This window comes from Pantoea sp. IMH (genome assembly GCF_000599885.1).
Classification (GTDB): Bacteria; Pseudomonadota; Gammaproteobacteria; order Enterobacterales; family Enterobacteriaceae; genus Erwinia.
On the sequence record NZ_JFGT01000005.1, the window covers coordinates 427381 to 453594 of the forward strand.

Genomic DNA, 26214 nt, shown 5'->3' on the forward strand with positions numbered 1-26214 from the left:
AAAAGCCCGATGCGTAAAAAAAGGCTTTTTTCTGGCGAGCCGCCGGTATACAGTTTCTCCGCTGCCGCAAAATCGGCAGCCGGGCGTGGAAACCCGAGCTACTCAATGGTGACACCAGACGCGCCATGCGTCTTTTTTTGTGTCTATGCCTTCGTGCACCTGTTACTTGCACACCGGTTTATATGCCGTTGTGTATCTCGAGTAATGGTGGCCCGGGCGGGGCAGCCTTCGGGCTGGCCGGTATCCATTGAGGCCGGTTTTCCACCCCCGTTCGGGCCACCGCCAGAGTGTGGAAACTCCGGTAGTGGCGTTAACCGCTACTCAATGGAGTCTGCCACTATGGCCGCAACCCTTATTTCTGCACGCATGCAGTTCACCTTTCTATTTGCCGCCGTGCGCCGCGCCGATACCGCCGCCCGTCCCTGCATGCTGCGCACCACCGCCGAAACCGAAACTGCCGCCCGCCGCCTGCTGGCCCGCGATTACGTGCTTTCCTTTGCCGGTCGCCTGCCGCTGTGTGAGGTGGCCGCATGAATACCCTGTCAGCCCGACATAACCAACACGCAAGCTATCCCATTCCCCACGCCGATTTTCTGCGCCTTCAACATGCCCATAACGTCGGCGTGACCGTACTCGACATGCTGAACGTGATTGAATGCTCCGGTAACCGCCACAGCGGGCCGGATGGTGATGCGCTGGCGTCCGTGGTGGCGCTGCTTACTGACCAGCTGGGTAAAGTGGTCAGCACCTGTGAATCCGTCATGCTCACCGATATGGAGGTCTCCGCCCGTGACAACTAATCATTCCTGCCTGCCCGTTGAGGTGCGCACCGCCGTCTACCGCCGCGCCGTTGCCCAGGGCTATCTTTCCGCCTGTGAATATTACGGCCTCGACGTGTCCGCCTCGCTTGACGAGGTGCAGATGACCATCGCGCTGGAGCTTGAGGGCTATTACGTACGTAAGTACGGCCCGGTAAACGGCATGGACATGGCCTGCACCATGCTCAGCGAAATGGTACAGCCCGACGTGCTGGTTGCCGCACCGCGACTGACACGCATGGGCGAAACCATGATGGATGAACTGCTGTGCGGTCGTCTGGCCGCGTCTAAAGCCAAGCTGCATTAAGGAGGCCAGCCATGACACATATCGTCACCGACACCGTACGCGCCGCCGCCGGTCACTGGCCTCAGTTGCTGCCCGCCTTAGGTATCAGCATTAACGTAGCCGGTCAGCACTCGCCGTGCCCCATATGCGGCGGGAAAGACCGCTTCCGCTTTGACAATCAGGCCGGGCGCGGCACGTGGGTCTGCAACCAGTGCGGCGCGGGCGATGGGCTGGCGCTGGTTGAAAAGGCGCTGGACGTTAATACAAAAGAGGCCGCCTGCCGTGTGGCCGACCTGACTGGCACACTGCCGGTTAAGCTGGTTACCTCTCAGGAAAAGACCGATGAAGAGAAGGCGCGTGCGCGCCTTAACGCCGCAAAAGAGGCTTCACGGCTTATCGCCGGTGCGAAAGCGAACACCGGTAACGCCTACCTGACCGGCAAGGGGCTGGCTGATATCAGCGCCCTGACGCTGACAACCACAAAGCGCATCAGCGACACCACCTATCAGCCCGGCGATCTGCTTGTGCCGCTGACGGACTTTAACGGCGACACGGTTAACGCCCAGCTGATTAACGCTGACGGCACCAAGCGCACTCTTGCAGGCGGTCAGGTAAAAGAGGCCTTTCACCGCCTGGGTGAACCGGGCGACACGCTCTGGCTGACCGAAGGGTACGCCACCGGTCTGACCGTGCACAGGCTTACCGGGCAGGCGGTTTTTGTGGCATTAAGCGCCAATAACCTGCCCGCGCTGGCGGAACTCCTGCACGCGGAATACCCGGAGACGATGATACTGATTGCCGCCGACAATGACGAGAACGGCACCGGCCAGTTGCGCGCCGAAGCGGCCTCAAAACGCTGTAACGGGAAGCCCGCGCTGCCGCCCGTGACCGGCGACTGGAACGACGTCTTTCAGGCAGAAGGAGAAATGATCACTCAGGCGATGCTGACCGCCTTCACGCAGCCGAAAGCGCTCAGCCCGTTTGAGTCGGTAAGCGAGGCCGACCTTAAGGCGATGAGCGCCAGCCAGAAGGCCGAGCTGCTGGCCACGCACTACCTCAACACGCTGGCCGTGCCGGTTGTCGGTGAAGACCTGTGCCGCTATGAGGGCGGCGCGTGGCAGGTGCTGCCTTACCGCGTGCTCAGCCGTGAGATTGCCGCGCTGTTTCAGAAAGTGCGCGCCCCGTTCTCGGCAACCGGTATCGGCGGCATCGTGGATACCCTCAAGCTGATGGTGCCGCAGATGGGCGCGCCGGCCCGCCGGCTGATTGGCTTTCGTAATGGCGTATTCGATACCGCAACCGGCACCTTCGGCCCACACAAGAAAGAGCACTGGCTCCGCACCGTTAACAGCGTCAACTACACCACCCCGAAGGCGGGCGAGAATCTCGCAGACGATGCCCCTGCCTTCTGGCAGTGGCTGACGCGGGCGGCCGGACGTAATGAAACAAAGCAGGAGCGTATCCTCGCGGCGTTATTTATGGTGCTGGCAAACCGCTACGACTGGCAGCTGTTCCTTGAGGTCACCGGCCCCGGCGGCAGCGGTAAAAGCGTGATGGCCTCCATTGCCCGCCTGCTTGCAGGCGAGGACAACACCACGGCCGCCACCATCGACACGCTGGAATCGTCACGGGAACGCGCCTCGGTCGTCGGCTACTCCTTAATTATTCTGCCGGACCAGGAGAAGTGGAGCGGCGACGGCGCGGGCATCAAGGCGATCACCGGCGGCGACGCCGTGGCGATTGACCCGAAATACCGCGACGCCTACTCAACCCACATCCCGGCGGTGATACTGGCAGTGAACAATAACCCGATGCGCTTCAGCGACCGCAGCGGCGGCGTTTCGCGTCGGAGGGTAATACTGCCGTTCCCGGACGTGATACCGGCCAGCGAGCGCGACCCGCAACTACTGGAGAAGATTGCCGGTGAGCTGGCGGTTATCGTGCGTTACCTGATGCAGCGCTTCACCCGGCCTGATGATGCCCGCGAACTGTTACAGGCGCAGCAGTCGTCGGAGGAGGCGCTGGAAATCAAGCGCAGCGCCGACCCGCTGGTCGACTTCTGCGGCTACCTGACGCCGCTGAGCACGCCGACCGGGCTGTTTATCGGCAACGCGAATATCCGGCCAATGAACCCGCGCCGCTACCTCTATCACGCCTACCTGTCCTTTATGGAGGCCAGAGGCCATCAGCACCCCATGAGCCTGACGGCGTTCGGCCAGGCGGTGCCGCAGACGCTGAAGGAGTATGAAATTGAGCTGTTGAAGCGCAAGACGAAGAACGGCATCCAGACTAGCCTGGAGCTGAGCGAAGACTGTGAGGCCGACTGGCTGCCGCGCTGCGATGCATAAATAATACGAAAAGACCAAACCGGCTCTGGCCGGTTTGTGCCAGGAGCAGTCATTAACAACAGGAAAAAGCAGGCACGCAAAAAGTGGTTATTTTCTTTACATTGGAATAGGGTCTGTAGCTGCGATCCAGTCAGGCGGAATTTCCATTTTTCTGCCATATTTACCTGTATCTTCCATAAAAAGATTTAAGTGTTTTTTGTGCTGTTTTATTGCCCATGTCAAGCTCTGGAACTCAAATGCAACCCGTAAAAATGATTGCATTGATACCCTAAACCCTCCATCTAAAATATTTCCTGTTGCTGATATTTGAGCATACCAATGCTCGTCTTGTAAAAAAATGATATGTAGACCATTTCTCTTAAACCTTCTCTTTATGACTTGCAAGTCAAGAAGAACAAAAATGCTTAAATTTCCATTTATGAAATTGTATATATGTTCAGGGCTTAGAGAAAGTTGGAAGGGTGTATAGGGATGCCAATTCATTTCCCTTTTGTATTCGTTCAAACTGAGCATATGAATGTACTTTCCATGTATCTGGTCAAAAACTTCTTGCTTGAATTTTGTTATAGCTAGATAGTGAACTCCGCTCTCTGGTGAGACATGGCTAGTGCCTTCTTCATAGGACTTACTTATGCAATCATTGATAGCTTGCAAGTGATACTCTTCTTTTCCTATGTGTTCGCGTCTTATTACAGGCCCTACACCTCGGAAGTTTTCAGCCTCATCGTTTATGAAAAAGCCATTTAGCTCATCTATGTTTTTAAGTTGTTTTTCCCCTCTATTATTCAGTTTACTTGATGTTTTAACTTCAATAGGATAGGGGTCATTATGACCTAGTAGGCATACATCGCCATGTCTTAGCGTATTTGTAAGATCACAAAGCACTGCAGGCACATTCTTTTGAGCTGCTGTTTTTAAAAGCATTATTTCCGATTTGATGCCTTCTTTCCCAGAAATGAATCCGGCAGTTTCCTTTACATGATAATGTTCATTGTAAAGAAAGTGTTTTATTGCATATTTGTCACAAAAATGGAATGCAATGCTATCTCCATACATCTTCCATATATAAATGATATATCTATAGCTCTCCGTTTTTTTATCAAGTTTATTTATAAGAGCTGTTATTTCTTTTGAACGTTCTCTGGTTGGTCTATCATTTGCTTTTTCAAGACGTAGTTTTTTAATTATTCCTTTTGTGCGAATAATTGCTTTTTCTGCCTCTTTAATCTTTTTCAAAAGCAATAATTGAAAGTCTACGATTGCTCCTATCGACAAATTTTTTTGTGTCTTGATAATGTGAAGCATTATCGTGAATTGTTCAAGGCTCTTCTTGTATCTGGCAACCATTGATTAGCCCCCTCCCAAAAAAAACACATGTAAAACATGTCTTGAACTTACCACAAAGTCCAGCAGTCTTGCGACAGCCTTTCATAGTTCCACAACAGGCGGCGAAATCTCGCAGCCATCCAAAGTTCCGCTCGTCTATCAAGTAATTTTGATACTTTTTATCGAGATCGAAAGATTGCGTGACCTGCTCCCTGTTTGTTAACACAGAATGCAGTTAGCAATTTCCGATTCTCGCTCATAGCAGCCTTTCATCTTAGATGATAAGTATGGGTGAGTGACATTTTTGTCATAATCTTCAGGTTAACTCCGATTTGCCAAGCCATGAAGTTAGCCAATGGTTTCAGTGCGATAGATAACCATCTGAAAAAGCCAAACTGGGCAGACCAGATTTTTTACGTCTGAAAGTGAATAGTGTTCACCCTCGGGTGAAGAGTGATGAATAGTACAAATGTAAGTGATCACCACTTAACTGTATGATAATAAATAATAAAAATGAAAGGTGAACAGGGTGAACACTTTTCAGTAAAATCTTTTTTTTCTGAGTGGATAGTACAATTTTAGGGGCGGTAGCGCCGGTTAGGGTCTACAGCACGGAACCGAACCGGGGGAATAATTTTATAGAAAAAAGGAATGGGTGATTTTTATTCAATTTCATAAACGTTTGTTTTTAAAAAGATAGCCATAAATTATTGTGGGGGCACAAAAGGGGGCACTCCTAGGTTTTGTTTATATAAAATTCAATTAAAACATAAGGTTGTATGAGTATTTGAGTCCGGCCTTCGCATCAGTCTGTTTCCTGCGTGCAGCAAGCCATGCTGCTTTGGTGGCTTGGGCGCTTAACTTCCGGCACCTCCATGCCGCCATTCTTCTTGCGCCACGTGTAAAACGTGGCGTCGGAAATGGCGGCTTATGGCAGAACTTCCGGGCGGAAATACCGGCTTCAGCCTCGCGCAGGATGCTGAAGATCTGTTCATCGGGAAATCGCTTCTTCATGGGGATGTCCTCACGTTGCTGATGAAGACATTACTAACATCGCGGTGTATTAATCAACGGGGGGCAGGTCGCTATACAAACAACGCGCAGCCGCGCCGGAGCCGTCCCACTATTCATCGACAGTATGGCGAAAATGCCGCTATCCTTGTGGCGGTTGCGCTGCTGAGCCGCGCCTTTGGCGTGGTTGCGGAGGCGCAGTTGCTGCCGCACGCCTGTAAAACCCAGGTGGTGGTGGAGCTTTCAACCACCGTCGGCCTGCAAGGCCGATACGGGGGCAATATCTTGAAGGAAGAAGCGCGCAGCGCCGAAACCATCCTGTTGACCAATGAACTGGAAACCAGCCGCTTATTCGATGCCACGCTACAAATGGCGGCGATCGTCGCGGATGCTTCGTCGCAGGCGCGTCAGCGGTTGCGCTATTGCACCAGATGATGGCTAATGGCGTATTTAACGATCTCGGCGTTGGTGGTGAAAGCCATTTTCTTCATCAGGCGGGATTTATAGGTGCTGACGGTTTTGTTGCTGATTACCAGCGCATCGGCAATGGCATTAATCGATTCGCCGTGCGCCAGCATAATCATGATCTGGCGCTCGCGCATGGTAAGACCCTCATGGGGCGGGCGATCGCCGCTCTGATAGTGGGAAAAAATAATCTCCTGCGCCAGCTCGTGATCGATATAGCGCGATCCGCGCGCTACCTGGCGAATCGCCGCCAGCAGCGCTTCGGGGTTTTTATCTTTGGTAATATAGCCCAGCGCGCCGCAGTATAGCACCCGACGGGCGATCTGCGGTTCGTTATACATGCTCAGCACCAGAATACGCTGCTCCGGATATTGCAGCGTAATGCGGTTAATCAAATCTTCGCCGCTGATGCCGGGCATAGAGATATCCAGCAGCAACAGATCCACGCCGCCTTCGCGCAGCCGCTCCAGCACCTGGCCGCCGTCAGCCGCTTCCCCAACCACGTTAATGCCGTCGTCCAGCAGAAAAATTTGCTTCAGGCCTTCACGCATAATGGCGTGATCGTCGGCAATCATCAGGCGTATTGCTTGCGTCATTGGTTACTCACTTATCGTTCTTGTTAAACAGGGCGTGGGCAAGCACGCGCGGGCGATGCGGAAAGCTCAACTGGACGCGCGTGCCCTCGCCGGGACGGCTGTCGATGCAAACCTCGCCGTTCAGCATCGCCGCCCGCTCTACCATGCCCGGTAATCCCCAGGCGTTCGGGCGCACATGCTGCATATCAAAGCCTCTGCCGTTATCCACCACATCGATCCGCAGCTTATCGCCATCCTGTTTCACAAAGATATAGACGCTGCTGGCTCCGGCATGACGCTGCACATTGGTTAGCGACTCCTGGACCACACGAAACGCGGCGGTTACGCACTCATCGCTCAGGCGTAGCTCTTGTTCATGCGGGGGAATAAAAATACAGCGGGTAGTATTGTGCTTATTGAATTCGTCGCGCAGCCACTCCAGCGCTGGCACCAGGCCCAGGTTCAACATATTGGGGCGCAGGCGGGTAGAGACATCGCGCACGACCTGGATGGTGCTGTCGACCAGCTGCATCAAATTATCCACCTGCTGATGCACCGCTTTGCCCGCTTCTGGCGACCGCATATGGATCAGCGACAGGCCGACGCGTAGCGACGTTAAATGCTGACCGAGTTCATCATGGATCTCATGGGCAAGATGTTTACGTTCCGCCTCGCGTTGGGCTTCCTGATTACGCGCCAACAGGCGTAACTGTTGATGTGCCTCGCGCAGCTCCTCTTCTGCCAGACGAATGCCGGTAATATCGCGTCCGACCGTTAGCACGCTTTCCAGCTCGCCGTGCAGATCGTATTCCGGTACGCTGCGCACATGCAGAATACGCCGACGGCTGCCCTGCGTCAGCGTCAGTTCGCCTTCCGCCTCGGTGCCGCTCGCCAGGCTCTGTGATACCAGGCGCAGCAGCGCCATTCCGGTCTCGTTATGGGGAACAGCCTCCGTTAACTGGCGGCGGTAAATCTCCTGTTCGCGTCCTGCAAACCAGCTCAGCACCGGCGGATTAACATAAACACAACGCAGGGTCAGATCGAAGCGCGCGATCATATCCGGCGAGTTTTCCACCAGCGCCCGAAACTGCTTTTCACGCAGCTGCTGGACCGCCTCTTTCTGTTTCAGCTCGCGTACATCGCGCACCACGCACAGCACGTGCGGCTCGCCGCCGTGAAGATAGTGGCTGGAGCTAACCTGAACCGAGATCAGCTCTCCGCGACGGGGCGTATGTTGTGAAGTAAAGGTAATGCCCTCCGGGCGCATGGCCAGTTTCCACCACAGCGCGGTGACATCATTATCCTGTAGTTCATGATCGATAACCGCAAAGCTCAACTGCATCAAGGCGCGCTGGGAATAGCCCATTAATTTGCACGCCTTCTCATTGAAATATTTTATACGCAGGTTGCGGTCCACTAAATAAATCGCATCATGAATACGATCCAGCGCAATAGAAGAAAGCGTATCGGGCGGCGTCAAAGCCGGATTAATTGAATTAAAATAACCCTGCAATAGCGAGATCTCCATTTTCTTACATCATTAATCAGCACCAAAAACATCCCGGCGCCGGGCCAACAGAATAAACTTCCCGTCAAGTTTATCATGCCCGCGTAATGTCAGGATAATCTCAGGCATAAACACGGCTTTTTAGCGTCTCCCTGGCGCGAGAAAGTCGGGAGCGAACGGTCCCCACTGGAATATTAAGCTGTTGCGCCACATCCTGATAGCTGCCGTCATGCCCAACCAGAATCGACAGCATGGTTTTCAAATCGTCCGGCAATGTTTCGATCGAGGCCAGCGTCGCGCCTAAAACCCGTTCATTTTCCGTGATATCGCTGGGATCGCTGTCACAATGCAGATTGGTAAGAATATCGTCGTTTAGCGAATCAAATAAAAAACGCCCCTGCTGGCCCTTATAATAATTACGAATCAAATTAATAGCGATACCAAACATCCAGGTTTCCGGGCGTGACGCGCCGATAAATTTATGACCATTGCGCAGCACCTCCAGGCAGGTCATTTGTGCGATATCCTCCACATCTTCGTGATTAGCCACACGCTTACGAATAAAATTCAGCAATTTCTTATTATTTTCTTTAAAAACTTCAGCCCAGTCGATGGCAACGGTAATTGGCTGACAGGCAGTTGCGTTGAGCATTTTATTTTCTCCAGAGGAATCAATAGTAATGGCCCACTGGATATAGCAAGCGCTGTGCCAGGAAAAAAAGATCAACTAACAGCTTGTTTTTATTATTTACTGGAGAAGCCTCCAGGATATTTCTGAGAAAGAATCGGCAAAAAAGGTTTTATTTGCTGTGCCATATTTTACACAAGTTTCCTTGCTGAATTATTTCGCAGCGGTGAGAATTTTTTTATTTATTTTTGACGGAACCCAGGCGGCCGTATCGCCACATAATCGGGGTCAACCTGATGAGGAACTGGCGATGCTGAAAAGCTCAATGACGCCGCTGATGCCGCACCCACTTAAAGCCCTGATGAAAGCTGCCGACAGCGGCACGCAGAAAAATGCCAGCCGGGCAGGGGAACACCCGTCTGCCGCTGCCAGCGCCAATGACATGAAAGAAGAGGTGGGGATGATGTTCACCGAGCGCGCTGAAAGCCAGAAAAAGGCCGAGCAGCGCCGGGTACAGCAGCAGCACCTGCGTCACCGGAAGAACGCAGGCAAGGTTGAACTGCACCGGCTTTACGCCATGCTCGACTCAGGCGATCGGTCACGGCGCGAAGCGCATCTCAGCCAGATGCGCGAAGCGCTAAAACGCAAGCCACCAGCGGATACCGATGAACTGCTGGCGCAGCTGGATAACGATCCGGCACGCTGCGATCTGCTGCTGCGCGTCATGGAACGCGAAGCGCGCGAGCAGGGCGATGAGGAACTGAGCCAGACCATCGCCACCCATTTACAAACGCTGGAAAGCCAGCATGGCGAGCGCCTGCGCGCCGGTCTGAACACTGCCGCCGCCTTTGCGGAAGCTACGCCCCATGCCGGGCAACGGCAGACGCTGCGCAATCTCTATTACGACAGCATCGTTCATCAGCAGTCGGCGATTGCCATGGTCGATTTACTGCTGGCGCATACCGAGCCGTCGCAGTTCGTCTCCGGCCTGCGCACCTTACAGCGGGCGTTGGCGGATGATATTGCCGCGCTGGCGTCTTCTATCAGCACCGGTGCGCTGCGCCATATTCAGAATGGCCTGGCGGAAGCGCGGCAGGTGGGACATACCCTGGAAGAGAGTCAAAAGCTGCTGAATCGCATGGCGGGGAAAATGACGCTACATGCCGTTAGCGGCGTGGATCTGACGCGCCGCCTGCTGCATCTCAGTCATCACGGCGCCTGGCAACAAGATTTACAGCAGCTCGGCGAGGATGTGGTCGCCCATCCCACCGCGCGTCAGCTGTCGCAATTTTTTAACGCGATATTGCCGCTGGTGCGCAGCCTGCCGCTGCCGCTGTGGAAAGTGAAAGATGGACGGAAAACCGCGCTGGCGCTGCTGGCGAGTCACAGCGTGATGCTGCTGGATAACGAACGTAAACAGGCGCGCCGCGCCTGATCGGGTAGAGACGCAAGATGAACGGCTTATTTTTAATTCTTAATAAAATCGCCATCAGCGCTATGCAGCGCTCGGAAATCGTCGGCGCGGTCTTCGCCATGGCGCTGGTGTTTATGCTGATTATTCCGCTACCGCTGGCGCTGATCGATACATTGATTGCGCTGAACATCTGTCTGTCATCACTACTGATTGTACTGGCGATGTACCTGCCGAAGCCGCTGGCGTTTTCTACCTTTCCGGCGGTGCTGCTGCTGACCACCATGTTTCGCCTGGCGCTGTCGATTTCCGTTACCCGTCAGATCCTGATCCAGCAGGACGCCGGGCATATCGTTGAGGCGTTCGGCAGTTTCGTGGTCGGCGGCAACCTGGCGGTGGGCATGGTGATGTTTTTGATTCTGACGGTGGTGAACTTTCTGGTGATCACCAAAGGATCGGAGCGCGTCGCGGAAGTGGCGGCGCGCTTCACCCTTGATGCGATGCCCGGTAAACAGATGTCGATAGACAGCGATCTGCGTGCTGGCCTGATCGATGTGCATCAGGCCAAATCGCGTCGTAGCGATCTGGCGAAAGAGAGCCAGCTGTTCGGGGCGATGGATGGCGCGATGAAGTTCGTTAAGGGCGACGCCATCGCCGCGCTGGTGATCCTGTTTATTAACCTGGTTGGCGGCGTCAGTATCGGCGTGCTCCAGGTTGGCATGTCGGCGGGCGAGGCGATGCATGTCTTTTCGATCCTGACCATTGGCGACGGCCTGATCGCTCAGATCCCGGCATTGCTGATCTCACTCACCGCCGGGATGATCATTACCCGCGTTTCGTCAGATAACGATACGGTGGAAACGCCCAACATCGGTCGCGAGATCGCCGAGCAGCTGACCAGCCAGCCGAAGGCGTGGATACTTGCCTCCATGGGTATGCTGGGCTTTGCGCTGGTGCCGGGGATGCCGGGTATGGTGTTTACCCTGCTGGCGATGATTACCCTTGGCAGCGGCGGCTTCCAGATCTGGCGCGCGAAGCATACGCTGCGGCTGGCGCAGCCGCAGATCGAAAACGAGGTAATCCCGCCGGAGCTAAATGGCCGAGAAGATCTGCGCCAGTTTAACCCGACGCGGCCTTACCTGATCCAGTTCCCGGTAGAGTGCCGCGGCAAAGCGGAAGCGCTCGATCTGGTCCAGGAGATCCGTCGTCTGCGTAACCGCATCGTTTACCACTTTGGTTTTACCCTGCCAGCCTTTGATATTGAGTTCAGCGACAAGCTGGTGGCAGATGAATTCCGCTTCTCGGTATATGAGATCCCAAAAGTGGTCGGCACCTTTAATACGCCCCGTGTCGCCGTCGAGGCACACTGGCAGGAGAGCCTGAGCGGCGAAGAACAGCAGCGGCTGGCGCAGGAGGCAGAGCAAACGGCGCTGCCCGAAACGGTTGAAGGCGAAGAAGCGGCTGCGCCGCTGCCTGGCGTGGCGCTGGGGCAGACCACGCGTCAGGAGACCGACTATCTCTGGCTGCCAGCCGATCATCCGCTGCTGGAAAATGAGGAGGTGGCGCGTTGGACCGCCGCCGGGCTGCTGCTGAAACGTATGGAAAACGCCATTCACGCCAGCAGCCCGCATTTTATCGGCCTGCAGGAAACCCGCGCGTTAATGGGCTGGCTGGAAAGCGAACAGCCGGAACTGGCGCAGGAGCTCCAGCGCGTGATGCCGCTGGCGCGTTTCTCCAGCGTGTTGCAAAAGCTGGTGGCGGAACGCATTCCGCTGCGTTCCGTGCGCGCCATTGCCGAAGCGCTCATCGAGCATGGCCAGCATGAGCGCGATGTCTTTCTGCTGACCGAGCAGGTGCGCATTACCCTGAAAACCCACTTATGTCATCAGTACAGCCAGGTGGACGGCATTCATGCCTGGCTGCTGGCGCCAGAGCTGGAAGAGGCGCTGCGCGATAGCCTGCGCCAGACGCAAAACGATCTCTTCTTTGCGCTGAGCCAGGAACAGATCCAGGCCGTACATCAGCAAATTCGTATGGCCTTCCCGGCCAGCAATGAACAGCAAAAGGTACTGCTGGCGGCGCAGGATCTGCGCGGCCCGCTACGTGCGCTGATTGCGGAATCTTTCCATCAGGTGCCGGTGCTCTCCTTCGCTGAGCTGGAACCAACGCTGGCGGTGCATGTGCTGGGACGCCTGGAAGCAGATGCCCTGTTTTATTCACTCAACCACTGGGAGGGAGAATAATGTTTGAACTGCGCGTATTGTCAGGGTTGCACTGCGGAGCCGCGCTGCCGCTCAGCGGCGATCGCTGGCAGATTGGCGCGTCGGCGCAGGTCGATCTGTTGCTCAGCGATGAGAGCGTAGGCGGTTGCGAACGCTGGCTGCATCGTCAGGGAGAGCACTGGTGGCTGGCGGAACAGGAAGAGGCCAGCAGCGGAGAACCGGTCACGCTGGAAGAGCCGTTTGTGCTGGCGGGCGTCTGGCTGTGCGTGGCGCAGGCAAATACGCCCTGGCATGAGGCGGCCGCGCTGCCCGCCAGCGCTTTTGCGGCTGCCGCGGCTGACGCGCCGAAAGAGATCGCCGTATCCCGTACCGGCACGCCACGCTGGATGCGCGGGATGATGTTCGGCCTGCTGCTGTTGTTCAGCTTTACCGTGGTGAGCTGGATATTGCAGCCGACGGTTGCCCAGCCTGCCGCAGGTGAAAGCTCGCGCCCCGTCTGGGCAACGGTGGAAGATCTCCGTGCGCCGCTGCAAATTATGCTGCGGGAGCGCGATCTGGCTAACAACGTGAAAATTACCCGCCAGGGGGATCAGCTGCTGTTGAGCGGCACCCTGAGCAAGCCGCAAATCTCAGTATTTAACCGTATGATGACGCGTTTTTATGCACGTTACAGCGCCAGCGCGCCGGTAAAAAGCGCAGTGCGTCCGCTGGAGAAAGAGCTGCCGTTTCGTATCGTGCAGATCGCTACCGGATCGCGCGCCAATATCGTCACCGATGAAGGCGATCGACTGTTTATCGGCGATCAGGTTGGCGAACTGCGGTTGGTGGCGATCACCGACGATCGTATTGAATTCAGCGGGCAAGATCCGATTACGGTGAAATGGTAATGAGCCTGGATCTCGACAGCTGGTTTAGCCAGCAGCAGCAGCGTTTGCAGCAGCCCGATGCGGTTAGCGTTTATGGCCGCATTACCGGTATCAGCGGCATTCTGCTGGAGTGCAGCCTGCCGCGGGCGCGTATCGGCGATCTTTGCCGCATCGAGCGTGACGCCGAAGAGAGCGTGATGGCGGAAGTGGTGGGCTTTAACCCGCAGCATACGCTGCTGTCGGCGCTGGGGCCGCTGGATGGCATTGCGCAGGGCGCACGGGTTACGCCGCTCTACCTGCCGCACAGTATTTGTGTCTCCGATGCGCTACTGGGCTGCGTGCTGGATGGCTTTGGTCGTCCGATTGACGGGCAGGGCGTTGGGGCCTTTGCCCTGCCGGGCGAGGCAGAACAGACCATTCCGGTACTGGGCGATGCGCCACCGCCCACCGCTCGTCCACGCATTTCCACTCCGTTGCCGACCGGCGTACGTGCCATTGACGGTATGCTGACCATTGGCGTCGGCCAGCGCGTCGGCGTATTTGCCGGGGCCGGCTGCGGTAAAACCACGCTGCTGGCGGAGCTGGCGCGTAACGCGCCCTGCGATGCGATCGTTTTCGGGCTGATAGGCGAGCGTGGTCGTGAGCTGCGCGAGTTCCTCGACCATGAACTGGACGAGGAGCTGCGCAGCCGCACGGTGCTGATCTGTTCTACCTCCGATCGCAGCAGCATGGAGCGCGCCCGCGCCGCCTTTACCGCCACCGCCATTGCCGAAGCCTTCCGCGAGCAGGGCAAAAGCGTACTGCTGATCCTCGATTCCCTGACCCGTTTCGCTCGCGCCCAGCGTGAAATTGGTCTGGCGCTGGGCGAACCACCCGGACGCGGCGGCCTGCCGCCGTCGGTGTATACCCTGCTGCCGGGGCTGCTGGAACGGGCCGGGCAAACTGAAAAGGGGGCGATCACCGCGCTCTATTCAGTGCTGATTGAAGCCGACTCAATGAATGACCCGGTGGCCGATGAGGTGCGATCGCTGATCGACGGCCATATCGTGCTGTCTCGTCGTCTGGCAGAGCGCGGCCACTATCCTGCCATTGATGTGCTGACCAGTCTGAGCCGTACCATGAGCAATGTGGTGGAACGCGAGCAGATGCAGGACGCCACCCAGCTGCGCCGCATGATGGCAGCGTGGCAACAGGTGGAAATGCTGATTCGCCTGGGGGAATACCAGCCGGGACATGATGCGATGACCGATGCGGCGGTAGAGGCGCAGCCGGTGATTAACGGGTATTTACGCCAGGCGACGCGCGCGCCCAGCGACTGGGAGAGCACGCTGCACCATCTTTCGGAGGTAAGCCAACATGCGCCAGAGAATTAATCCGGTTGAAGAGCTGGCAACGGACGATCCCGCCGCTGGCCTGCGTGAGGCGTTTGCGCTGCTGATGCCGATTCGCCGCCAGCGTCTGCGCCGCAGCGAACGCCAACAGCGTCAGCATGAACAGCAGCTGGCGCGTCTGCAGGAAGAAGAACGCGCCGCCGCCGAACAGCTCACCGAGCGACAGGGCAGCTATCAAACGCTGCGTGCCGGATTTGACGTCGCCTGTCTGGGCCATCAGCCGCTTTCTCAGCTACAGCGCGGTTTGCATCAGGAAGATCGCGCCGCCGAAGCGGTGCAGCAACAGCGTCAAACCGTACGCGAGAGCGCTGCGCAGTGCGCTGCGCAAAGCGAACAGCTGACGTCGGCGCGGGCAGAAACCCAGCTGCGCCAGCGCGAGCTGGAAAAACTGGAATTGTTGATGCAGGAACATGAGGTTAAGCCATGAATCCTTTTGTGGATCGATCGATCACGGCGAAGCCGCGCCCGGAAGCCAAAACAACCGAGCCGCGTGAACCACGCCCGCCGACACGGCAAGAGACGCGTCCCGCACCGGCGCGGGCAAAAGCGCAGCCTGAACCGGTGCCGCAGGCTAAACCTGCGCCGCGCGGTGCGGATAAAACCCGTGGCGAGCGTAGCCAGGCCAGCCCCCAAAGCAGCGGCGCGAAACGCAACAGTGAACCGCCTGCCGCCAGCCCGGATGGTATGTTGTTCAGCGCGCTGCTGGATATTGCGCCGACGCCGCCCGCCTTGACAACCGGCGGCGTGGAGCTACAGGTGCAGCCGCGCCATGCGCACGCCGCCGAGCAGAGCACGCCAGGCGCCGCGCCGATGGCGCTCTGGCAGCCGCTGGAGGCGGAGCTGGGACGCATAACCGATCGTCAGCCTGATGGCCCGGTGGCGATGACGCTGCTGCTGCCGCGGCTTGGCGCGGTGGATGCGCGTTTGCAGCATCTGCCCGCCGGCGGCTGGGATATTGCGCTGCGCTTTTCACCTGCGGCGCTGGGGGCGCTGGAAGCGCATCAGGAACGCTGTCGCCAGGCGTTGCGACGACGGTTGACCAGCCGGGTACGCCTGCGCTTTGAACAACGGGGGGCAGCATGAAGCTCGCTTTGCCGTGCCGGGAGTCTGCTGAGGCGCAGCTGCGTCAGCGTATCGGCGCTGGACGCTGTTTTCACTATACGCTGGCGGGCGAGGCGGGCCATCTGGTGCTCTCTTTGCCTGTCGGCCAGCCGCTGGAAGTGTGTCCGCTATCGCTGCGTTGCCACAGCGGTCTGTTACAGCTAAGCGATGCGGAAGGCGCGCTGGCGCTAATGTCGGAATCTCCCGCACTGCCATACGCTGAAGCAGAGATGACGCCCTGGTACTGGCCGCTGTTTAATCAAAGCTTGAGTCCGGAACTCCAGCAGCTGTTCGGCGATCTGGCGCCGGAAACTCAGACAAATAACCCATCATTTGCACTTCGCCTGGAACTCACGCTTGGCGGACTCCACTCAGAAAGCATGTTGATGGCATCGATCGCCACGCTAAACGCCCTGTTGGATAAGGCGGGCTGGCAGCCGCAGACGGCAGCATTGCCGTCTGATTTGCCGCTACGCTTTCCGCTGACGTTGGGCGCGCTGACTTTAAGCGCCGCGCAGCTGCGTCAGCTGTACCCGGAAGATGTGCTGTTGCCAACGCGCAACGCATTTTCTCCCTGTGGCGAAGGCGCGCTACAGCTGGCAGGGATACGCCTGACGGGCGCGCTAACCGGCGAGGCGGATCGCGCCTTTTTTACTCTTTCTGATTTGGAGATCATGCCAGTGACTTTGCCCTACGATAACGATGATATGGCCCCTGCTGCACAGCCTGATGAGGCGTGGCAGGGCGAACCTGCGCCCGGGCTGGATGGATTGCCGCTGGCGCTAACGGTACGCTGCGGCCAGCTGCGTTTGACGCTGGGAGAGTTACAGCACCTGAGCGCCGGGTCAACGGTCATGGTAGATAACGTCCAGCCGGGCGAGGCGCTGCTGTGTCACGGTGATTATCCGCTGGCGAAAGGCGAACTGGTGGATGTAGAAGGGCGTCTGGGATTACAAATTACCCATATGCTGCCGGGCAGCATTAACCCTTTGGGCCAGGGCGGGTAAGCACGCATGGAGATGCAGTCGCTTAATCCGATGATGCTGGCGCTGTTCCTCGGCGTGCTGTCACTGGTGCCGATGTTAATGATTGTTTGCACCTGCTTTCTGAAAATATCCATGGTGCTGATGCTGACGCGTAACGCCATGGGCGTACAGCAGGTGCCGCCCAATATGGCGCTGTACGGCATCGCGCTGGCTGCGACGCTGTTTGTCATGGCACCGGTATTTAATGCCTCCAGCGAGCGTATTAAGGCGATGCCGCTCGATTTCAGCAGTATGGAGCGGCTGGAGTACACCTTCGGCAACGGCGCGGAGCCGCTGAGAAAATTTATGTCGCACAATACCGATCCGGACATTCTGGTGCATCTTCAGGAGAACGGCGCGCGTATGTGGCCGAAAGAGATGGCGGAGAGCATTACGCCGCAAAGCCCGCTGCTGATTATCCCCGCCTTTGTGCTGTCGGAGCTGCAAAACGGCTTCAAAATCGGCTTTCTGGTCTTTATCCCCTTTCTGGTCGTGGATCTCATCGTGTCGAACGTGCTGCTGGCATTAGGGATGCAGATGGTTTCGCCGATGACGGTCTCGCTGCCGCTAAAAATCCTGCTGTTCGTGCTGGTCAGCGGTTGGACAAGGCTGCTGGACGGCCTGTTCTACAGCTATCTGTGAGGCGGTAATGGAAATACTGACTTTCTTCCGCCAGGCGATGTTGTTAGTGGTACTGCTTTCCGCGCCACCGCTGATTGTCGCCGTGCTGGTGGGTATTGTGATCTCGCTGGTGCAGGCGGCGATGCAGTTGCAGGATCAAACACTGCCGTTCTGCCTGAAACTGATGGCGGTAGGCATCACGCTGGCGATGACCGGGCGCTGGGTCGGCGTGGAGCTGATCCAGCTGACGCAAAACGCCTTTGCCATGATGTCGCGGGTAGGCAGCTAATGCTATGGAGCGATGCGCTGGATGAACTGTTTAACGCGCTACTGGCGCTGCTGCTGGGCATGGCACGCATTTTCCCCTGTTTGCTGCTGACGCCGATTTTCTCTTTCTCAGCCATTAAAGGCGTACTGCGCACCGCTATTGTGTTGTCGCTGGCGCTGTTTATCGCGCCGGTGTTTTATCGCGATATGTTAAGCGCTTCGCTGCCGATGACGGCGCTGGCGGCGATTGCCATTAAAGAACTGATCCTCGGCACGCTGATTGGCCTGATCCTCGGGTTGCCTTTCTGGATGTATGAATCGGTCGGCGCGCTGTTTGATAACCAGCGCGGCGCGCTAATGGGCGGGCAGATTAACCCACAGCTGGGACCGGACGCCACGCCGCTGGGCTATCTGATGAAGCAAACCATTATTCTGCTGCTGATGGTGGGGCCGGGCCTGAGTGCCATCACCCAGCTGCTGTGGGACAGCTATCGCATCTGGCCGCCGCTGGCATGGCTGCCGCCGTTGAGCGAGCAAGGCTGGCAGGTTTGGCTGGGTCTGCTGAAAGAGACCTTTGTCACCATGGTGCTGTATGCCGGTCCGTTGGTGGGATTGCTGCTGCTGCTTGATTTCGCCGTCGGCACTATCAGTATCTATAGCCCACAGATTCAGGCCACGGTACTGGCGATCCCATTGAAATGCCTGCTGGGTCTGCTGTTTTTCGTGCTCTACCTGCCGTTGCTGAATCATCTGGCCGGTGAGCGGCTGTTTGAACTGCGCGATCTGACGCATCTGTTCCCCAACCTGTTTGATGCTAAAGGCGCAGGGCATGAGTGAAAAAACCGAAGACGCAACCCCGCAAAAACTTCAGGAATCGCGAAAGAAAGGCCAGGTAAGCCAGAGCCAGGATATCCCCAAATTGCTGATCTTTATTGGCATTCTGGAGGCAATTTTTGCGCTGGTGGATAGCGGAATGCAGCGCATGGAAGCGATGGTTATGTTGCCGCTAACGCGCATCGGTCAGCCTTTTGGTCATGCGATGGAGGAAGTGATAACGAATTCGCTGATGGTGCTGCTGCTGTTTTCCACCATTATTGGCGCGATAGCGATTTTGCTGCGTATTGTCGGCGGCTGGCTGCAGTTTGGTCCGCTGTTTGCGGTGGAGGCGATGAAGCCGAAGCTGGATAGCCTGAATCCGGTCAACCACTTTAAAAATATGTTTTCGGCGCGTCAGTTCACCCAGCTGTTAACCAGCATCGTAAAGGCGTGCGTGATTGGCATCGTGGTATGGATGGCGCTGGAGCCTGAAATCGGCAACCTGGCGCGGCTGGCGCAAACCGATCTTAATACCTTCTGGCACGGCGTACTGATGCTGTTTATCAAGGCAGCACGCCAGGTATTGCTGGCGCTGCTGGCAATGAGCCTGCTCGATTTCGGCCTGCAAAAGTATTTTTATCTCAAGCAGCAGCGCATGAGCCACGAAGATATTCGCAAAGAATTTAAGCAGAGCGAAGGCGACCCGCATATGAAAGGGCATCGTCGTCAGGTAGCGCATGAAATTCTTAACGAAGCGCCCAAAGCGCCGCGCCAGGTGGCGGTAGAGGAGGCGGATGTATTACTGGTTAACCCCACTCACTTTGCCGTTGGGCTCTATTATCGTCCTGGCGAAACGCCGCTGCCGCGTCTGCTATTTAAGGCCAGCGATGATGACGCCCACCACTTAATCGAACAGGCCCAGCGCGCCAAAATCCCGGTTATTCGCTATATCTGGCTGGCGCGCACCCTGTATCGCACCACAGCAGAAGGGGAATGGATCCCACGTGAAACCTTAAAAGCGGTGGCCCAGGTTTATCGCCTGTTACGCGAACTGGAAGAGCACTATCTGGATGAGGTGATTGAACTGGAGGAAGAATAAGGACCATGCAAATACAGGGAAATGTAAAAAGTATCGCTTCTGATAATATCTTTTACAGGGGACTTGTTTATTTAAAATGCACGATGAATTAAATCAGTTGAAATAGATTTATTCGCAATCTAAATCCACTCGTTATTCGTTGATAATTTTTATCCTGCATCAAAACAATTAATTCTGCCCAGGAAATCAAAGTGTCTGCTTTTGCTGAATATTTAATTTCCTGGTATCGCCTGGCTGTTATCCAGTAACCGGGCCCGTCCGAAAAGGTCAGGCTCCAGTTCGTGTGCTGGAAAAACGTCCTGAAGGTATTGTCCCTGCCAGCGGCGGGCGGAGCCTCTCTTTTTTCTGACTTGCCTTTCAAAGCCAGACGCGCCTTTGCTGTTTTTACAAAAGGCGCGTTGGATCTTACCGTGACAATAATCAGACGGCTTCCGCCGTTTCAGCCAGCCGTGTCAGCAGCGTTGGCATAAACTCGCGGACCTGCCGTCCCTGGTCGATAAAATTATTCACTAATTTGGTAAAGCGCGGCGCGTCCAGATGCTCCAGCATGTATTGACTACACAGCCGCAGCGTCATTTCGCTATCCAGCGCCAGCCAGCAGCCGCGCATTGCGTCCATTTCAAAATTCATCGTCAGTAGCGCGCGCCATAGCGCTGGGTCGTCAGTCATCAGCTGCGACGACATCACCTGACAGTGCAGCAGCAGGTTTTCGCCCGGCGGCGCCTCAATGGTGACCAGCTCCTGCTGTTGCTTATCCAGTAGCAGACAAACGCCATTATCCAGCGTTAACTCACTATTCAGGGTATGGCCGTACTGCTCCAGCAGGCGCTGTAAGTAGAGATTATCCATGATGCTTCCTCATTAACTTTTAAGTACCCGACCACTCTGCCGGGCGGCCTGCAACGGCTGCGCCAGCTGTCCGGTGCTGCGCTTAGCCATTTCACCCTCCAGCGTATAAGCGAGCGGGCTCTGCTGATCGCGACCGTAGCTGAAACTGATTTTGCCGAGATTGCGGCTTTTGGCGATTGAGACATTACTGCCGCCGCCCAGCAAGAACTGCGGCGAGGTAACGCCGTCGCTTTTGCTCTTGCTCTCGGTAAAGGCGACCGATTTGATACGCATATTGCTGCGCGTCTGAAGGCGCGTTTCCAGTTCGTTGCGGCTGATGCGTCCAGCCATCCAGTCTGCATTCAGCTGCTCTTTAACCTCATCCTTCGGCTCCAGCGTTACCACCGCCTGGGTATCCGGGGAGAGCTGCATCTGCTTGATCAGCCCGCTCAGATGGCCATCCTGCTCCATCATGGTGCGAATGCGGTTGGCATTGCTGAGTGGGTGATTCGAACCGGTTTCATGGTTGAGCATATCGCCCAGCCAGTGCAGCAGACCGTTACTGTCAATTTTCGCCAGGTTGTTATAGGTGGATTGCGTCTCGGCACCTGCCGGTAGCGGAACATGCAGATTCAGCGCTTCACGCTGCTGGCGTAGCTTCACCAGCTCGCGGATAGCGGCGTACTGCGCGTTGTTGGTCACCTTGCCCTGCGCTTCGTGCTGGCCGAAATGGTTCAGTAACGCATCCAGTTTTTCATTGTTGGTTTTGGCCGTTTTACCGCTGTCGGCGGCAGGCTCCTTAAGCGAATCCATTAGCTGCGCGGTTGCCCGGTCGGGAAACGCTTTGGTCAGGCTCTCGGTTAACTTATCCAGATGCGTAGCGGCCAGGCGGTGCGGCTGGGTCAGCTCCAAGCTCAATGACTGTTTGGTTCGGTTATCAAAGCTGAAGCGCACGCCCGCGCCGGTGACGGCCATAATCGGCTGTCGCGCCTGATCGGTACGGTTCACCATGCCGCTCGGCGACACAAAGCGCGCTTCGGCAGCCCCCTGATTAAAGAAGCGTACGCGGTTAGTGCTGCTGGTCTGTTTACTGGTACTGGAATTGCCGTTGGTGTTGCGCTCGCGTGCGGCGGCGGCAATATTGAGGCTCGCTGCCACGCCGCCGCCAAAGCGCGTCAAGGCAATATGATTTTTTTCATTTTTATTGGTCATCGGCAGGCCGATGCTGGCCAGCGCGGCGCCACCGGTATCCAGGCTGGTGGTCCAGGTCGTGCCGTTTTTGACCTTGTGTTCATTGCCTTTATCCAGCAGTTCCAGCGGATCGATTTGGTCGCTGGCCAGGCGGTTAAGGAAATCTCCGATCTCATTATCAGCCAGGCTAAAAGTGACATTGTTTTGCGACTGCCGCTGAATATTCAGCGAGGCCGCGGCACCCAGCCGCACCACCGGCGATGCGGTATGTTCGCCATCCTTACCAAACTTGACATCATTGGGATCAACATGCCCCGTCAGCATGTTGTGTCCCACTCCAGTAAAGGGCGTGATACCGCCTGCGCCATTACGTCCGACGGTAACGGTCAGCCCTTCTTCCCCACGGGCGAAAGCCAGACTGTAGCCGCGGTCGGCATTCGCCCGTCCGCCTGCCAGTACCTGCGTCTGGACGCCTGGCACCACGACGCTGGAAGCAAAGGCGCCGTAGTTACTGCTAAAGGTCAGGTTCTCGCCGTTGCTTAATGACTTCAGTTCGTTCGCCATGCTCTCTACCAGCTGCGCCTGGTTTTGTGCGTTAAACACCGTACGCGAAGTGAGATTAAGGCCGTGGTGCTCTTTGGAAAAGGCATTGGTCATTTTCTTGATAGCGTCATAGTTCGCCTCGATCTGTTTAAGATTGGCGAATCCCTGATCGGTTAATTTTTTCACCGGATCAGCGCCCCAGCGTTGATGGCGCAAGTCACGAATATGTGTTTGCAAATCGCTGCGCGCCGTCGCCGGATCGGTGCCGCCATCCAGGCTACGCTGATAAACATCCAGCGCGCTGTGCAGGCGCTGTTGGGTTATGGCGTCGAGAAACAGCCGCGATTTCACCAGGCCCAGTTCATCACTGCTGTCGCGCACCGGCTTATCGGTATTGTGTTTCAAATGATCGAGCACTAAGCGATGGTTACGCATGTCGTTAATCACCCCCAGCGCCGGCGCGGTGTGAGCGGAGGGATTGTTATTAATCAGCTGATGCAGCGTGTTGACCATTTGCGGATCGCGATGGCGGGCCGAATTCAGGTGGCCGTTATGGGTATTCTTTAATTTTTTCGGATCGCTATTCAGCTGGTTTTTATCATCCAGCACGCCGTAATGCTGACCAACCGCCCGGGTTTGCAGCATCAGGCTGTGGCCCAGCTCCTCAGCAAATTCATTGATCTCCTGATGCAGGCCCGGATCGCTGCTTTTAAGATTCAGGCCGGTCAGGCGCTGCTCCAGCGCCTGCTGCGGCCGCGTACGCGCGTTGTGTTGGGAAGTGATTTCCAGCGCGATATTATTCTGCGCCGTATAGAGCGGGCTGAGTCCTTCGCGTCCGTGCAGGCGATGTTTAAATTCATTACCGAGGTTCTTCAACGGACGCGGCCAGCCGCCGCCGGAGGTACGCAGCACAAACGCCTCCATGCGTTTTTTAAACGGGCTGTTGACCTTCGAGGTATCGCTGCCGCTGCTGCCGAATAGGTCGATCTCACGTTTATAAGTGACGTTAGTGCCAGGAATGCGACCTGATTTGCCCGCATCACCCAGCCGCCCGAAGGTTTCGGCAGAGCTATTATTTTCATAGGCGCTTAGCGCCTGCTGACGATCCAGCGGCCGCCAGGTACCTGCCTCCAGTCGGGCGGCATTACCTGCTTCATCCGCCACCATCAGACGGCCTTGCCCATCGGTATGCAGGCTGGCAGGCGCGCCGGGATTTGGCGGCAGGGCGGTAACCGGCTGCCAGCCGCCGCCGTTATTGCCCTGCCAGTCTTTATCATCCAGCATAAACAGCCGACCGCCGCCGGTCAGGCCAAAGAGTTTGTGATGTTCGTTAACCGCCATATCCTTCAACTGGGCCTGCTTTGCCGCATCGCCGGTTAGTCCCTGCATCGAGGGCAAACCCGCTTTGGTAATGCTCTGCGGCGGCATCAGATCGCGCCGCAGGCCGGAAGCGATCTGATGCAGGCGCATTTCACCGCTCTTATCCAGCGCCAGCAGCCGACCATTGCCCAGCGAGGCGATAGTCTGGGTTTTGCTCTCTTTTCCCAGGCCGTGCAGCGCCAGATCCGCCTTGATGCTGTTTTTCACCTGCGTCAGCTGAAACAGGTTGTTGTGATGCAACGTTTTATTGCCTGCCTGGTTAACCTTCAGCGGCTTCACTTCGCCGCCTTCTACTTTCAGCGGCAGCCCGTCGTTGCCGCGAATTAAACGGTCCGCTTTTTCCGTGGTCGGCTCCCAGCGTTGGGAAACCTTATCGTAGAAATGGACCTTGCCATCCATTAGCGCCAGCTTGCCGAGGCGGCCGGAATCCACTACCGCGTGCGGCAGCGGTTCGCTGCGGCGCAGCCCTTTCTGGTAATCCATCACCATGCTTTCACTGAGATTCCAGCCCGGGGTGATGCCGTGCGCATCCAGCTGACAGCTGTGCTCGTTATCCAGCCGATCTTTCACCACCGCATGGAGCTGGCCCTGACCGTTGCTGTGCAGCGCGGCGATCTGCGCACCTTCGCCAAACACGGCGTGGATCGCCTGGTTGCGGTTATCTTCGGTGAAGTTAAGGTCGCTGGCGTTCGCGCCGGGACGAGCGGCGCTAAACAGCTTGCCGTTGGGATCGACAGCAAGGATCTGGTTGTCGTGCAGCGCGATGCTGCTGAGCTGAAAGTCAGCAGGTTGTCCATTTACGCGCTGCTTCATCGCCAGCGTCGGACTTTGCCAGTCGCCCGCCTTGATATTGTTCATCAGCCGCAGCTGTTGGGCGTGCGTTTCACCGTCTTTCAGCACCACCGCCAGTTCGCCCTGCGCGCCGGCGCTAAAGGCAGCGATCTTGTGATCGAACAGCAGGCTTTTCTGCTGCTGGCTTAAGTTATGCAGGCGCTTATCGCCCTGAATGGCATACAGTTGGTTGTTGCCCTGGCGGCTGAGCTTGTCGAAGGTTTTATCATCTGTGCCGTGCACCGGCTCCCAGCGCTGGCTGGTGGTATCAAAGCGGTGCAGACGATTTTCATGCAGGCGCAGCTGTTCACTTTGCGCGCCGTTGGCAGGTTGATGGCTGTAAATGCCGGTCAGCAATGCGTGAACCGCCTGGTCGGGTAGCGGACGATTCTCCCGCTCGCCGTTTTGCAGCAGGGCGATACGCTGTCCGGCGCGGTCCATACGCGGCTGCTGACCTGCGGCGGCAGGCTGGCTGTGGGCGATGGCGGTAAAGGCCAGCGGCGAATCCTGGACGTTAAGCAACCGCCCGCTGTGATCGAGCAGGACATGATGACGATCGCCCGCGCTGGCGTGCCAGCGATAACGCTGATCGGCTTTCCCCAGGGTCTGATCCAGCAGCGGCTTGAGCGTGTCCGCCGCATCAATATTTAATCGTTCGCCAGTAAGCGAGAGGCGGTTTAACTGTTCGCCTGGCGCCGCAGCGTCAGGTGCTGGCGTCTGGCCTTCGGCAGAGGTGCGCTCCAGCAGCTGGCGCTGCGCCTGTTTGGTGGCCAGTTTGCTTTTTTCATCATCGCTTAACGCGCTGGCGTGGCGCTCGGCGACCAGATCGATCAGCTGCAACATATTGCTGCTCCATTCGCTCAGCGATGCTGAAGAGCGGGACTGCTGCTGCGGCGGACGGGCGTTTTGCGTCGGCGTATCAGAGAGCGAATTGCGCCGTACCGGCGCGGCGGGCTTTCCTGTGCCGGACGGCGCGCCATCAACGGAATGGCGACGTTCCGGAATGACGGGCGTTTGCGTTCCCACATCCGCGCCGTCAATGCTGTGGCGGCGGGCGTGCCCGGCGGGTTTGGGCGTTTCTGTCGGCACGCCCTCAATAGAGTGTCGTCGGGCTGGGGGTTTGCTCACTGGCCAGTTATCGACGGGCAGCGCCTCTTTTTCGCCAGTGGAGTGCCGCCGCCGCAGCGCCGTGCCGTTGCCTGCATCCTGACCGGCGCGGCCGGGGCCCGGATGCGAGCCATGGCGACGCAGAGAGGCGGCGCCCGCCTGCTGCTGTGCTGAGGCGGGGCCTCGTGCTGCCCCCTGTAACAGGTTGCCGCTGCTACGCTGGGTCGCGCGCGCTGCGCCCTGAGTTACGGCAGATGATGTGGCGTGCGAGCTGGCCTGACCAACAGTGCGTGCCACCGCGGCGGCGGCGCTTGCGATTCCGGGAGCTAAAACCATTTGCTTCTCCTTTTATCTTACTCAGGGATGAACCTGGACCCGGGTGTAATCGTAAGGGCCGTTACGCAGTTCCGGCTGCCACCATATGGTTAAATGCTGTAGATCGGATTGCGGACGGCAGCGCACATCCTGACAGCCGGACGGCGCTTTTGGCGCGCAGGCGCTAAGCAGCAGACTGAGCAAAGCGGTAAAAAGCAGTTTACGTAACATAACGG

The 26214-nt window shown here is 56.9% G+C and carries 23 protein-coding genes and 1 pseudogene; 16 read left to right on the top strand and 8 right to left on the bottom strand.

Going from position 1 to position 26214, the window contains the following annotated elements; translation table 11 throughout:
- The first annotated feature begins 9 nt into the window (after positions 1-9).
- From EA20_RS20205 to EA20_RS0110305, 4 genes are read left to right on the top strand one after another with little or no spacing between them, the layout of a single operon-like run.
- Positions 10-534 (top strand): host cell division inhibitor Icd-like protein, encoded by a 525-nt coding sequence (locus EA20_RS20205; RefSeq protein ID WP_071995398.1) that lies wholly within the window; start codon positions 10-12, stop codon positions 532-534.
- The gene (locus tag EA20_RS0110295) at positions 531-800 is read left to right on the top strand and encodes a hypothetical protein (protein ID WP_024966744.1); all 270 of its coding nucleotides are present in this window, start codon (positions 531-533) and stop codon (positions 798-800) included. The genes EA20_RS20205 and EA20_RS0110295 overlap by 4 nt, the downstream gene beginning before the upstream one ends.
- Positions 790-1125, top strand: coding sequence for a DUF5375 family protein (locus EA20_RS0110300; protein ID WP_024966745.1), 336 nt, complete (start codon positions 790-792; stop codon positions 1123-1125). The genes EA20_RS0110295 and EA20_RS0110300 overlap by 11 nt, the downstream gene beginning before the upstream one ends.
- Positions 1126-1136: 11 nt before the next feature.
- Positions 1137-3452, top strand: coding sequence for a primase-helicase zinc-binding domain-containing protein (locus tag EA20_RS0110305; RefSeq protein WP_024966746.1), 2316 nt, complete (start codon positions 1137-1139; stop codon positions 3450-3452).
- A 96-nt stretch (positions 3453-3548) separates the two neighbouring features.
- Here the strand turns inward: EA20_RS0110305 and EA20_RS0110310 are convergent, their stop codons facing one another.
- Together EA20_RS0110310 and EA20_RS21110 are read right to left on the bottom strand one after the other, a co-directional pair.
- Positions 3549-4799 (bottom strand): hypothetical protein, encoded by a 1251-nt coding sequence (locus tag EA20_RS0110310; protein ID WP_024966747.1) that lies wholly within the window; start codon positions 4797-4799, stop codon positions 3549-3551.
- A gap of 832 nt (positions 4800-5631) precedes the next feature.
- Positions 5632-5765: pseudogene (locus EA20_RS21110) on the bottom strand (transposase); the annotation flags it as partial.
- Here EA20_RS21110 and EA20_RS19650 point away from each other — a divergent pair.
- A complete protein-coding gene (locus EA20_RS19650) occupies positions 5709-6224 on the top strand; it encodes a polyprenyl synthetase family protein (protein WP_024966748.1) in 516 nt (171 codons plus the stop codon). The pseudogene EA20_RS21110 and the gene EA20_RS19650 sit on opposite strands and share 57 nt — an antisense overlap.
- On the opposite strand, the gene EA20_RS0110320 is transcribed toward EA20_RS19650, so the two are convergent.
- From EA20_RS0110320 to EA20_RS0110335, 3 genes are all read right to left on the bottom strand, one after another.
- Complete coding sequence (locus tag EA20_RS0110320) at positions 6209-6850, bottom strand: response regulator transcription factor (protein WP_024966749.1); 642 nt, start codon at positions 6848-6850, stop codon at positions 6209-6211. The two genes, EA20_RS19650 and EA20_RS0110320, sit on opposite strands and share 16 nt — an antisense overlap.
- Before the next feature lie 7 nt (positions 6851-6857).
- Positions 6858-8357: a PAS domain S-box protein gene (locus EA20_RS0110325; protein ID WP_081772567.1), complete on the bottom strand. Its 1500-nt coding sequence runs from the start codon at positions 8355-8357 to the stop codon at positions 6858-6860.
- A 100-nt stretch (positions 8358-8457) separates the two neighbouring features.
- Positions 8458-8988, bottom strand: coding sequence for an RNA polymerase sigma factor (locus EA20_RS0110335; RefSeq protein WP_024966751.1), 531 nt, complete (start codon positions 8986-8988; stop codon positions 8458-8460).
- Positions 8989-9274: 286 nt separating this feature from the next.
- On the opposite strand from EA20_RS0110335, the gene EA20_RS0110340 reads away from it, so the two are divergent.
- From EA20_RS0110340 to sctU, 11 genes are read left to right on the top strand one after another with little or no spacing between them, the layout of a single operon-like run.
- A complete protein-coding gene (locus EA20_RS0110340) occupies positions 9275-10399 on the top strand; it encodes an HrpJ domain-containing protein (protein WP_024966752.1) in 1125 nt (374 codons plus the stop codon).
- Positions 10400-10416: 17 nt separating this feature from the next.
- On the top strand, positions 10417-12618 hold the full coding sequence (locus EA20_RS0110345) for an FHIPEP family type III secretion protein (protein WP_024966753.1): 2202 nt from the start codon (positions 10417-10419) through the stop codon (positions 12616-12618).
- Positions 12618-13484 carry an FHA domain-containing protein gene (locus EA20_RS0110350; RefSeq protein ID WP_024966754.1) on the top strand — a complete coding sequence of 289 codons (867 nt, stop codon included), beginning with the start codon at positions 12618-12620 and terminating at the stop codon, positions 13482-13484. Before EA20_RS0110345 ends, EA20_RS0110350 begins: the two co-directional genes overlap by 1 nt.
- The gene (sctN, locus tag EA20_RS0110355) at positions 13478-14836 is read left to right on the top strand and encodes a type III secretion system ATPase SctN (protein WP_024966755.1); all 1359 of its coding nucleotides are present in this window, start codon (positions 13478-13480) and stop codon (positions 14834-14836) included. Before EA20_RS0110350 ends, sctN begins: the two co-directional genes overlap by 7 nt.
- A complete protein-coding gene (locus EA20_RS0110360) occupies positions 14820-15281 on the top strand; it encodes a hypothetical protein (RefSeq protein WP_024966756.1) in 462 nt (153 codons plus the stop codon). The genes sctN and EA20_RS0110360 overlap by 17 nt, the downstream gene beginning before the upstream one ends.
- On the top strand, positions 15278-15937 hold the full coding sequence (locus EA20_RS19980) for a flagellar hook-length control protein FliK (protein WP_024966757.1): 660 nt from the start codon (positions 15278-15280) through the stop codon (positions 15935-15937). The genes EA20_RS0110360 and EA20_RS19980 overlap by 4 nt, the downstream gene beginning before the upstream one ends.
- Positions 15934-16962: a FliM/FliN family flagellar motor switch protein gene (locus EA20_RS0110370; RefSeq protein ID WP_024966758.1), complete on the top strand. Its 1029-nt coding sequence runs from the start codon at positions 15934-15936 to the stop codon at positions 16960-16962. The genes EA20_RS19980 and EA20_RS0110370 overlap by 4 nt, the downstream gene beginning before the upstream one ends.
- 6 nt (positions 16963-16968) lie before the next feature.
- Positions 16969-17622, top strand: a complete 654-nt coding sequence (sctR, locus tag EA20_RS0110375; RefSeq protein ID WP_024966759.1) for a type III secretion system export apparatus subunit SctR — start codon at positions 16969-16971, stop codon at positions 17620-17622.
- 7 nt (positions 17623-17629) lie between these two features.
- Positions 17630-17890, top strand: a complete 261-nt coding sequence (gene sctS, locus EA20_RS0110380) for a type III secretion system export apparatus subunit SctS (RefSeq protein ID WP_024966760.1) — start codon at positions 17630-17632, stop codon at positions 17888-17890.
- Entirely contained in the window at positions 17890-18705 is an 816-nt protein-coding gene (gene sctT / locus EA20_RS0110385; protein WP_024966761.1) for a type III secretion system export apparatus subunit SctT, read from the top strand. The genes sctS and sctT overlap by 1 nt, the downstream gene beginning before the upstream one ends.
- The gene (sctU, locus tag EA20_RS0110390; RefSeq protein WP_024966762.1) at positions 18698-19783 is read left to right on the top strand and encodes a type III secretion system export apparatus subunit SctU; all 1086 of its coding nucleotides are present in this window, start codon (positions 18698-18700) and stop codon (positions 19781-19783) included. Before sctT ends, sctU begins: the two co-directional genes overlap by 8 nt.
- A gap of 420 nt (positions 19784-20203) precedes the next feature.
- Here sctU and EA20_RS0110400 read toward each other — a convergent pair whose 3' ends face one another.
- Genes EA20_RS0110400 through hrpT form a run of 3 tightly spaced genes read right to left on the bottom strand, consistent with a single transcriptional unit; the run spans position 20204 to position 26209 of the window.
- On the bottom strand, positions 20204-20632 hold the full coding sequence (locus tag EA20_RS0110400; RefSeq protein WP_024966764.1) for a type III secretion system chaperone: 429 nt from the start codon (positions 20630-20632) through the stop codon (positions 20204-20206).
- Positions 20633-20644: 12 nt separating this feature from the next.
- Positions 20645-25999 carry an AvrE-family type 3 secretion system effector gene (locus EA20_RS0110405; protein ID WP_024966765.1) on the bottom strand — a complete coding sequence of 1785 codons (5355 nt, stop codon included), beginning with the start codon at positions 25997-25999 and terminating at the stop codon, positions 20645-20647.
- Positions 26000-26020: 21 nt separating this feature from the next.
- A complete protein-coding gene (hrpT, locus tag EA20_RS0110410; protein ID WP_024966766.1) occupies positions 26021-26209 on the bottom strand; it encodes an HrpT family type III secretion system protein in 189 nt (62 codons plus the stop codon).
- Positions 26210-26214: the final 5 nt, after the last annotated feature.

Bases quoted from the DNA above. Each gene is read 5' to 3' on its own strand.
- EA20_RS0110400 (WP_024966764.1), bottom strand. From the start codon at position 20,632: ATGGATAATCTCTACTTACAGCGCCTGCTGGAGCAGTACGGCCATACC.
- sctU (WP_024966762.1), top strand. From the start codon at position 18,698: ATGAGTGAAAAAACCGAAGACGCAACCCCGCAAAAACTTCAGGAATCG.
- EA20_RS19650 (WP_024966748.1), top strand. From the start codon at position 5,709: ATGGCAGAACTTCCGGGCGGAAATACCGGCTTCAGCCTCGCGCAGGAT.
- EA20_RS0110310 (WP_024966747.1), bottom strand. From the start codon at position 4,799: ATGGTTGCCAGATACAAGAAGAGCCTTGAACAATTCACGATAATGCTT.
- EA20_RS20205 (WP_071995398.1), top strand. From the start codon at position 10: ATGCGTAAAAAAAGGCTTTTTTCTGGCGAGCCGCCGGTATACAGTTTC.
- EA20_RS0110405 (WP_024966765.1), bottom strand. From the start codon at position 25,999: ATGGTTTTAGCTCCCGGAATCGCAAGCGCCGCCGCCGCGGTGGCACGC.
- EA20_RS19980 (WP_024966757.1), top strand. From the start codon at position 15,278: ATGAATCCTTTTGTGGATCGATCGATCACGGCGAAGCCGCGCCCGGAA.
- EA20_RS0110340 (WP_024966752.1), top strand. From the start codon at position 9,275: ATGCTGAAAAGCTCAATGACGCCGCTGATGCCGCACCCACTTAAAGCC.
- EA20_RS0110335 (WP_024966751.1), bottom strand. From the start codon at position 8,988: ATGCTCAACGCAACTGCCTGTCAGCCAATTACCGTTGCCATCGACTGG.
- EA20_RS0110370 (WP_024966758.1), top strand. From the start codon at position 15,934: ATGAAGCTCGCTTTGCCGTGCCGGGAGTCTGCTGAGGCGCAGCTGCGT.
- EA20_RS0110360 (WP_024966756.1), top strand. From the start codon at position 14,820: ATGCGCCAGAGAATTAATCCGGTTGAAGAGCTGGCAACGGACGATCCC.
- EA20_RS0110345 (WP_024966753.1), top strand. From the start codon at position 10,417: ATGAACGGCTTATTTTTAATTCTTAATAAAATCGCCATCAGCGCTATG.
- EA20_RS0110305 (WP_024966746.1), top strand. From the start codon at position 1,137: ATGACACATATCGTCACCGACACCGTACGCGCCGCCGCCGGTCACTGG.
- sctT (WP_024966761.1), top strand. From the start codon at position 17,890: ATGCTATGGAGCGATGCGCTGGATGAACTGTTTAACGCGCTACTGGCG.
- EA20_RS0110350 (WP_024966754.1), top strand. From the start codon at position 12,618: ATGTTTGAACTGCGCGTATTGTCAGGGTTGCACTGCGGAGCCGCGCTG.
- sctR (WP_024966759.1), top strand. From the start codon at position 16,969: ATGGAGATGCAGTCGCTTAATCCGATGATGCTGGCGCTGTTCCTCGGC.
- sctS (WP_024966760.1), top strand. From the start codon at position 17,630: ATGGAAATACTGACTTTCTTCCGCCAGGCGATGTTGTTAGTGGTACTG.
- EA20_RS0110295 (WP_024966744.1), top strand. From the start codon at position 531: ATGAATACCCTGTCAGCCCGACATAACCAACACGCAAGCTATCCCATT.
- hrpT (WP_024966766.1), bottom strand. From the start codon at position 26,209: ATGTTACGTAAACTGCTTTTTACCGCTTTGCTCAGTCTGCTGCTTAGC.
- EA20_RS0110320 (WP_024966749.1), bottom strand. From the start codon at position 6,850: ATGACGCAAGCAATACGCCTGATGATTGCCGACGATCACGCCATTATG.
- EA20_RS0110325 (WP_081772567.1), bottom strand. From the start codon at position 8,357: ATGGAGATCTCGCTATTGCAGGGTTATTTTAATTCAATTAATCCGGCT.
- sctN (WP_024966755.1), top strand. From the start codon at position 13,478: ATGGTAATGAGCCTGGATCTCGACAGCTGGTTTAGCCAGCAGCAGCAG.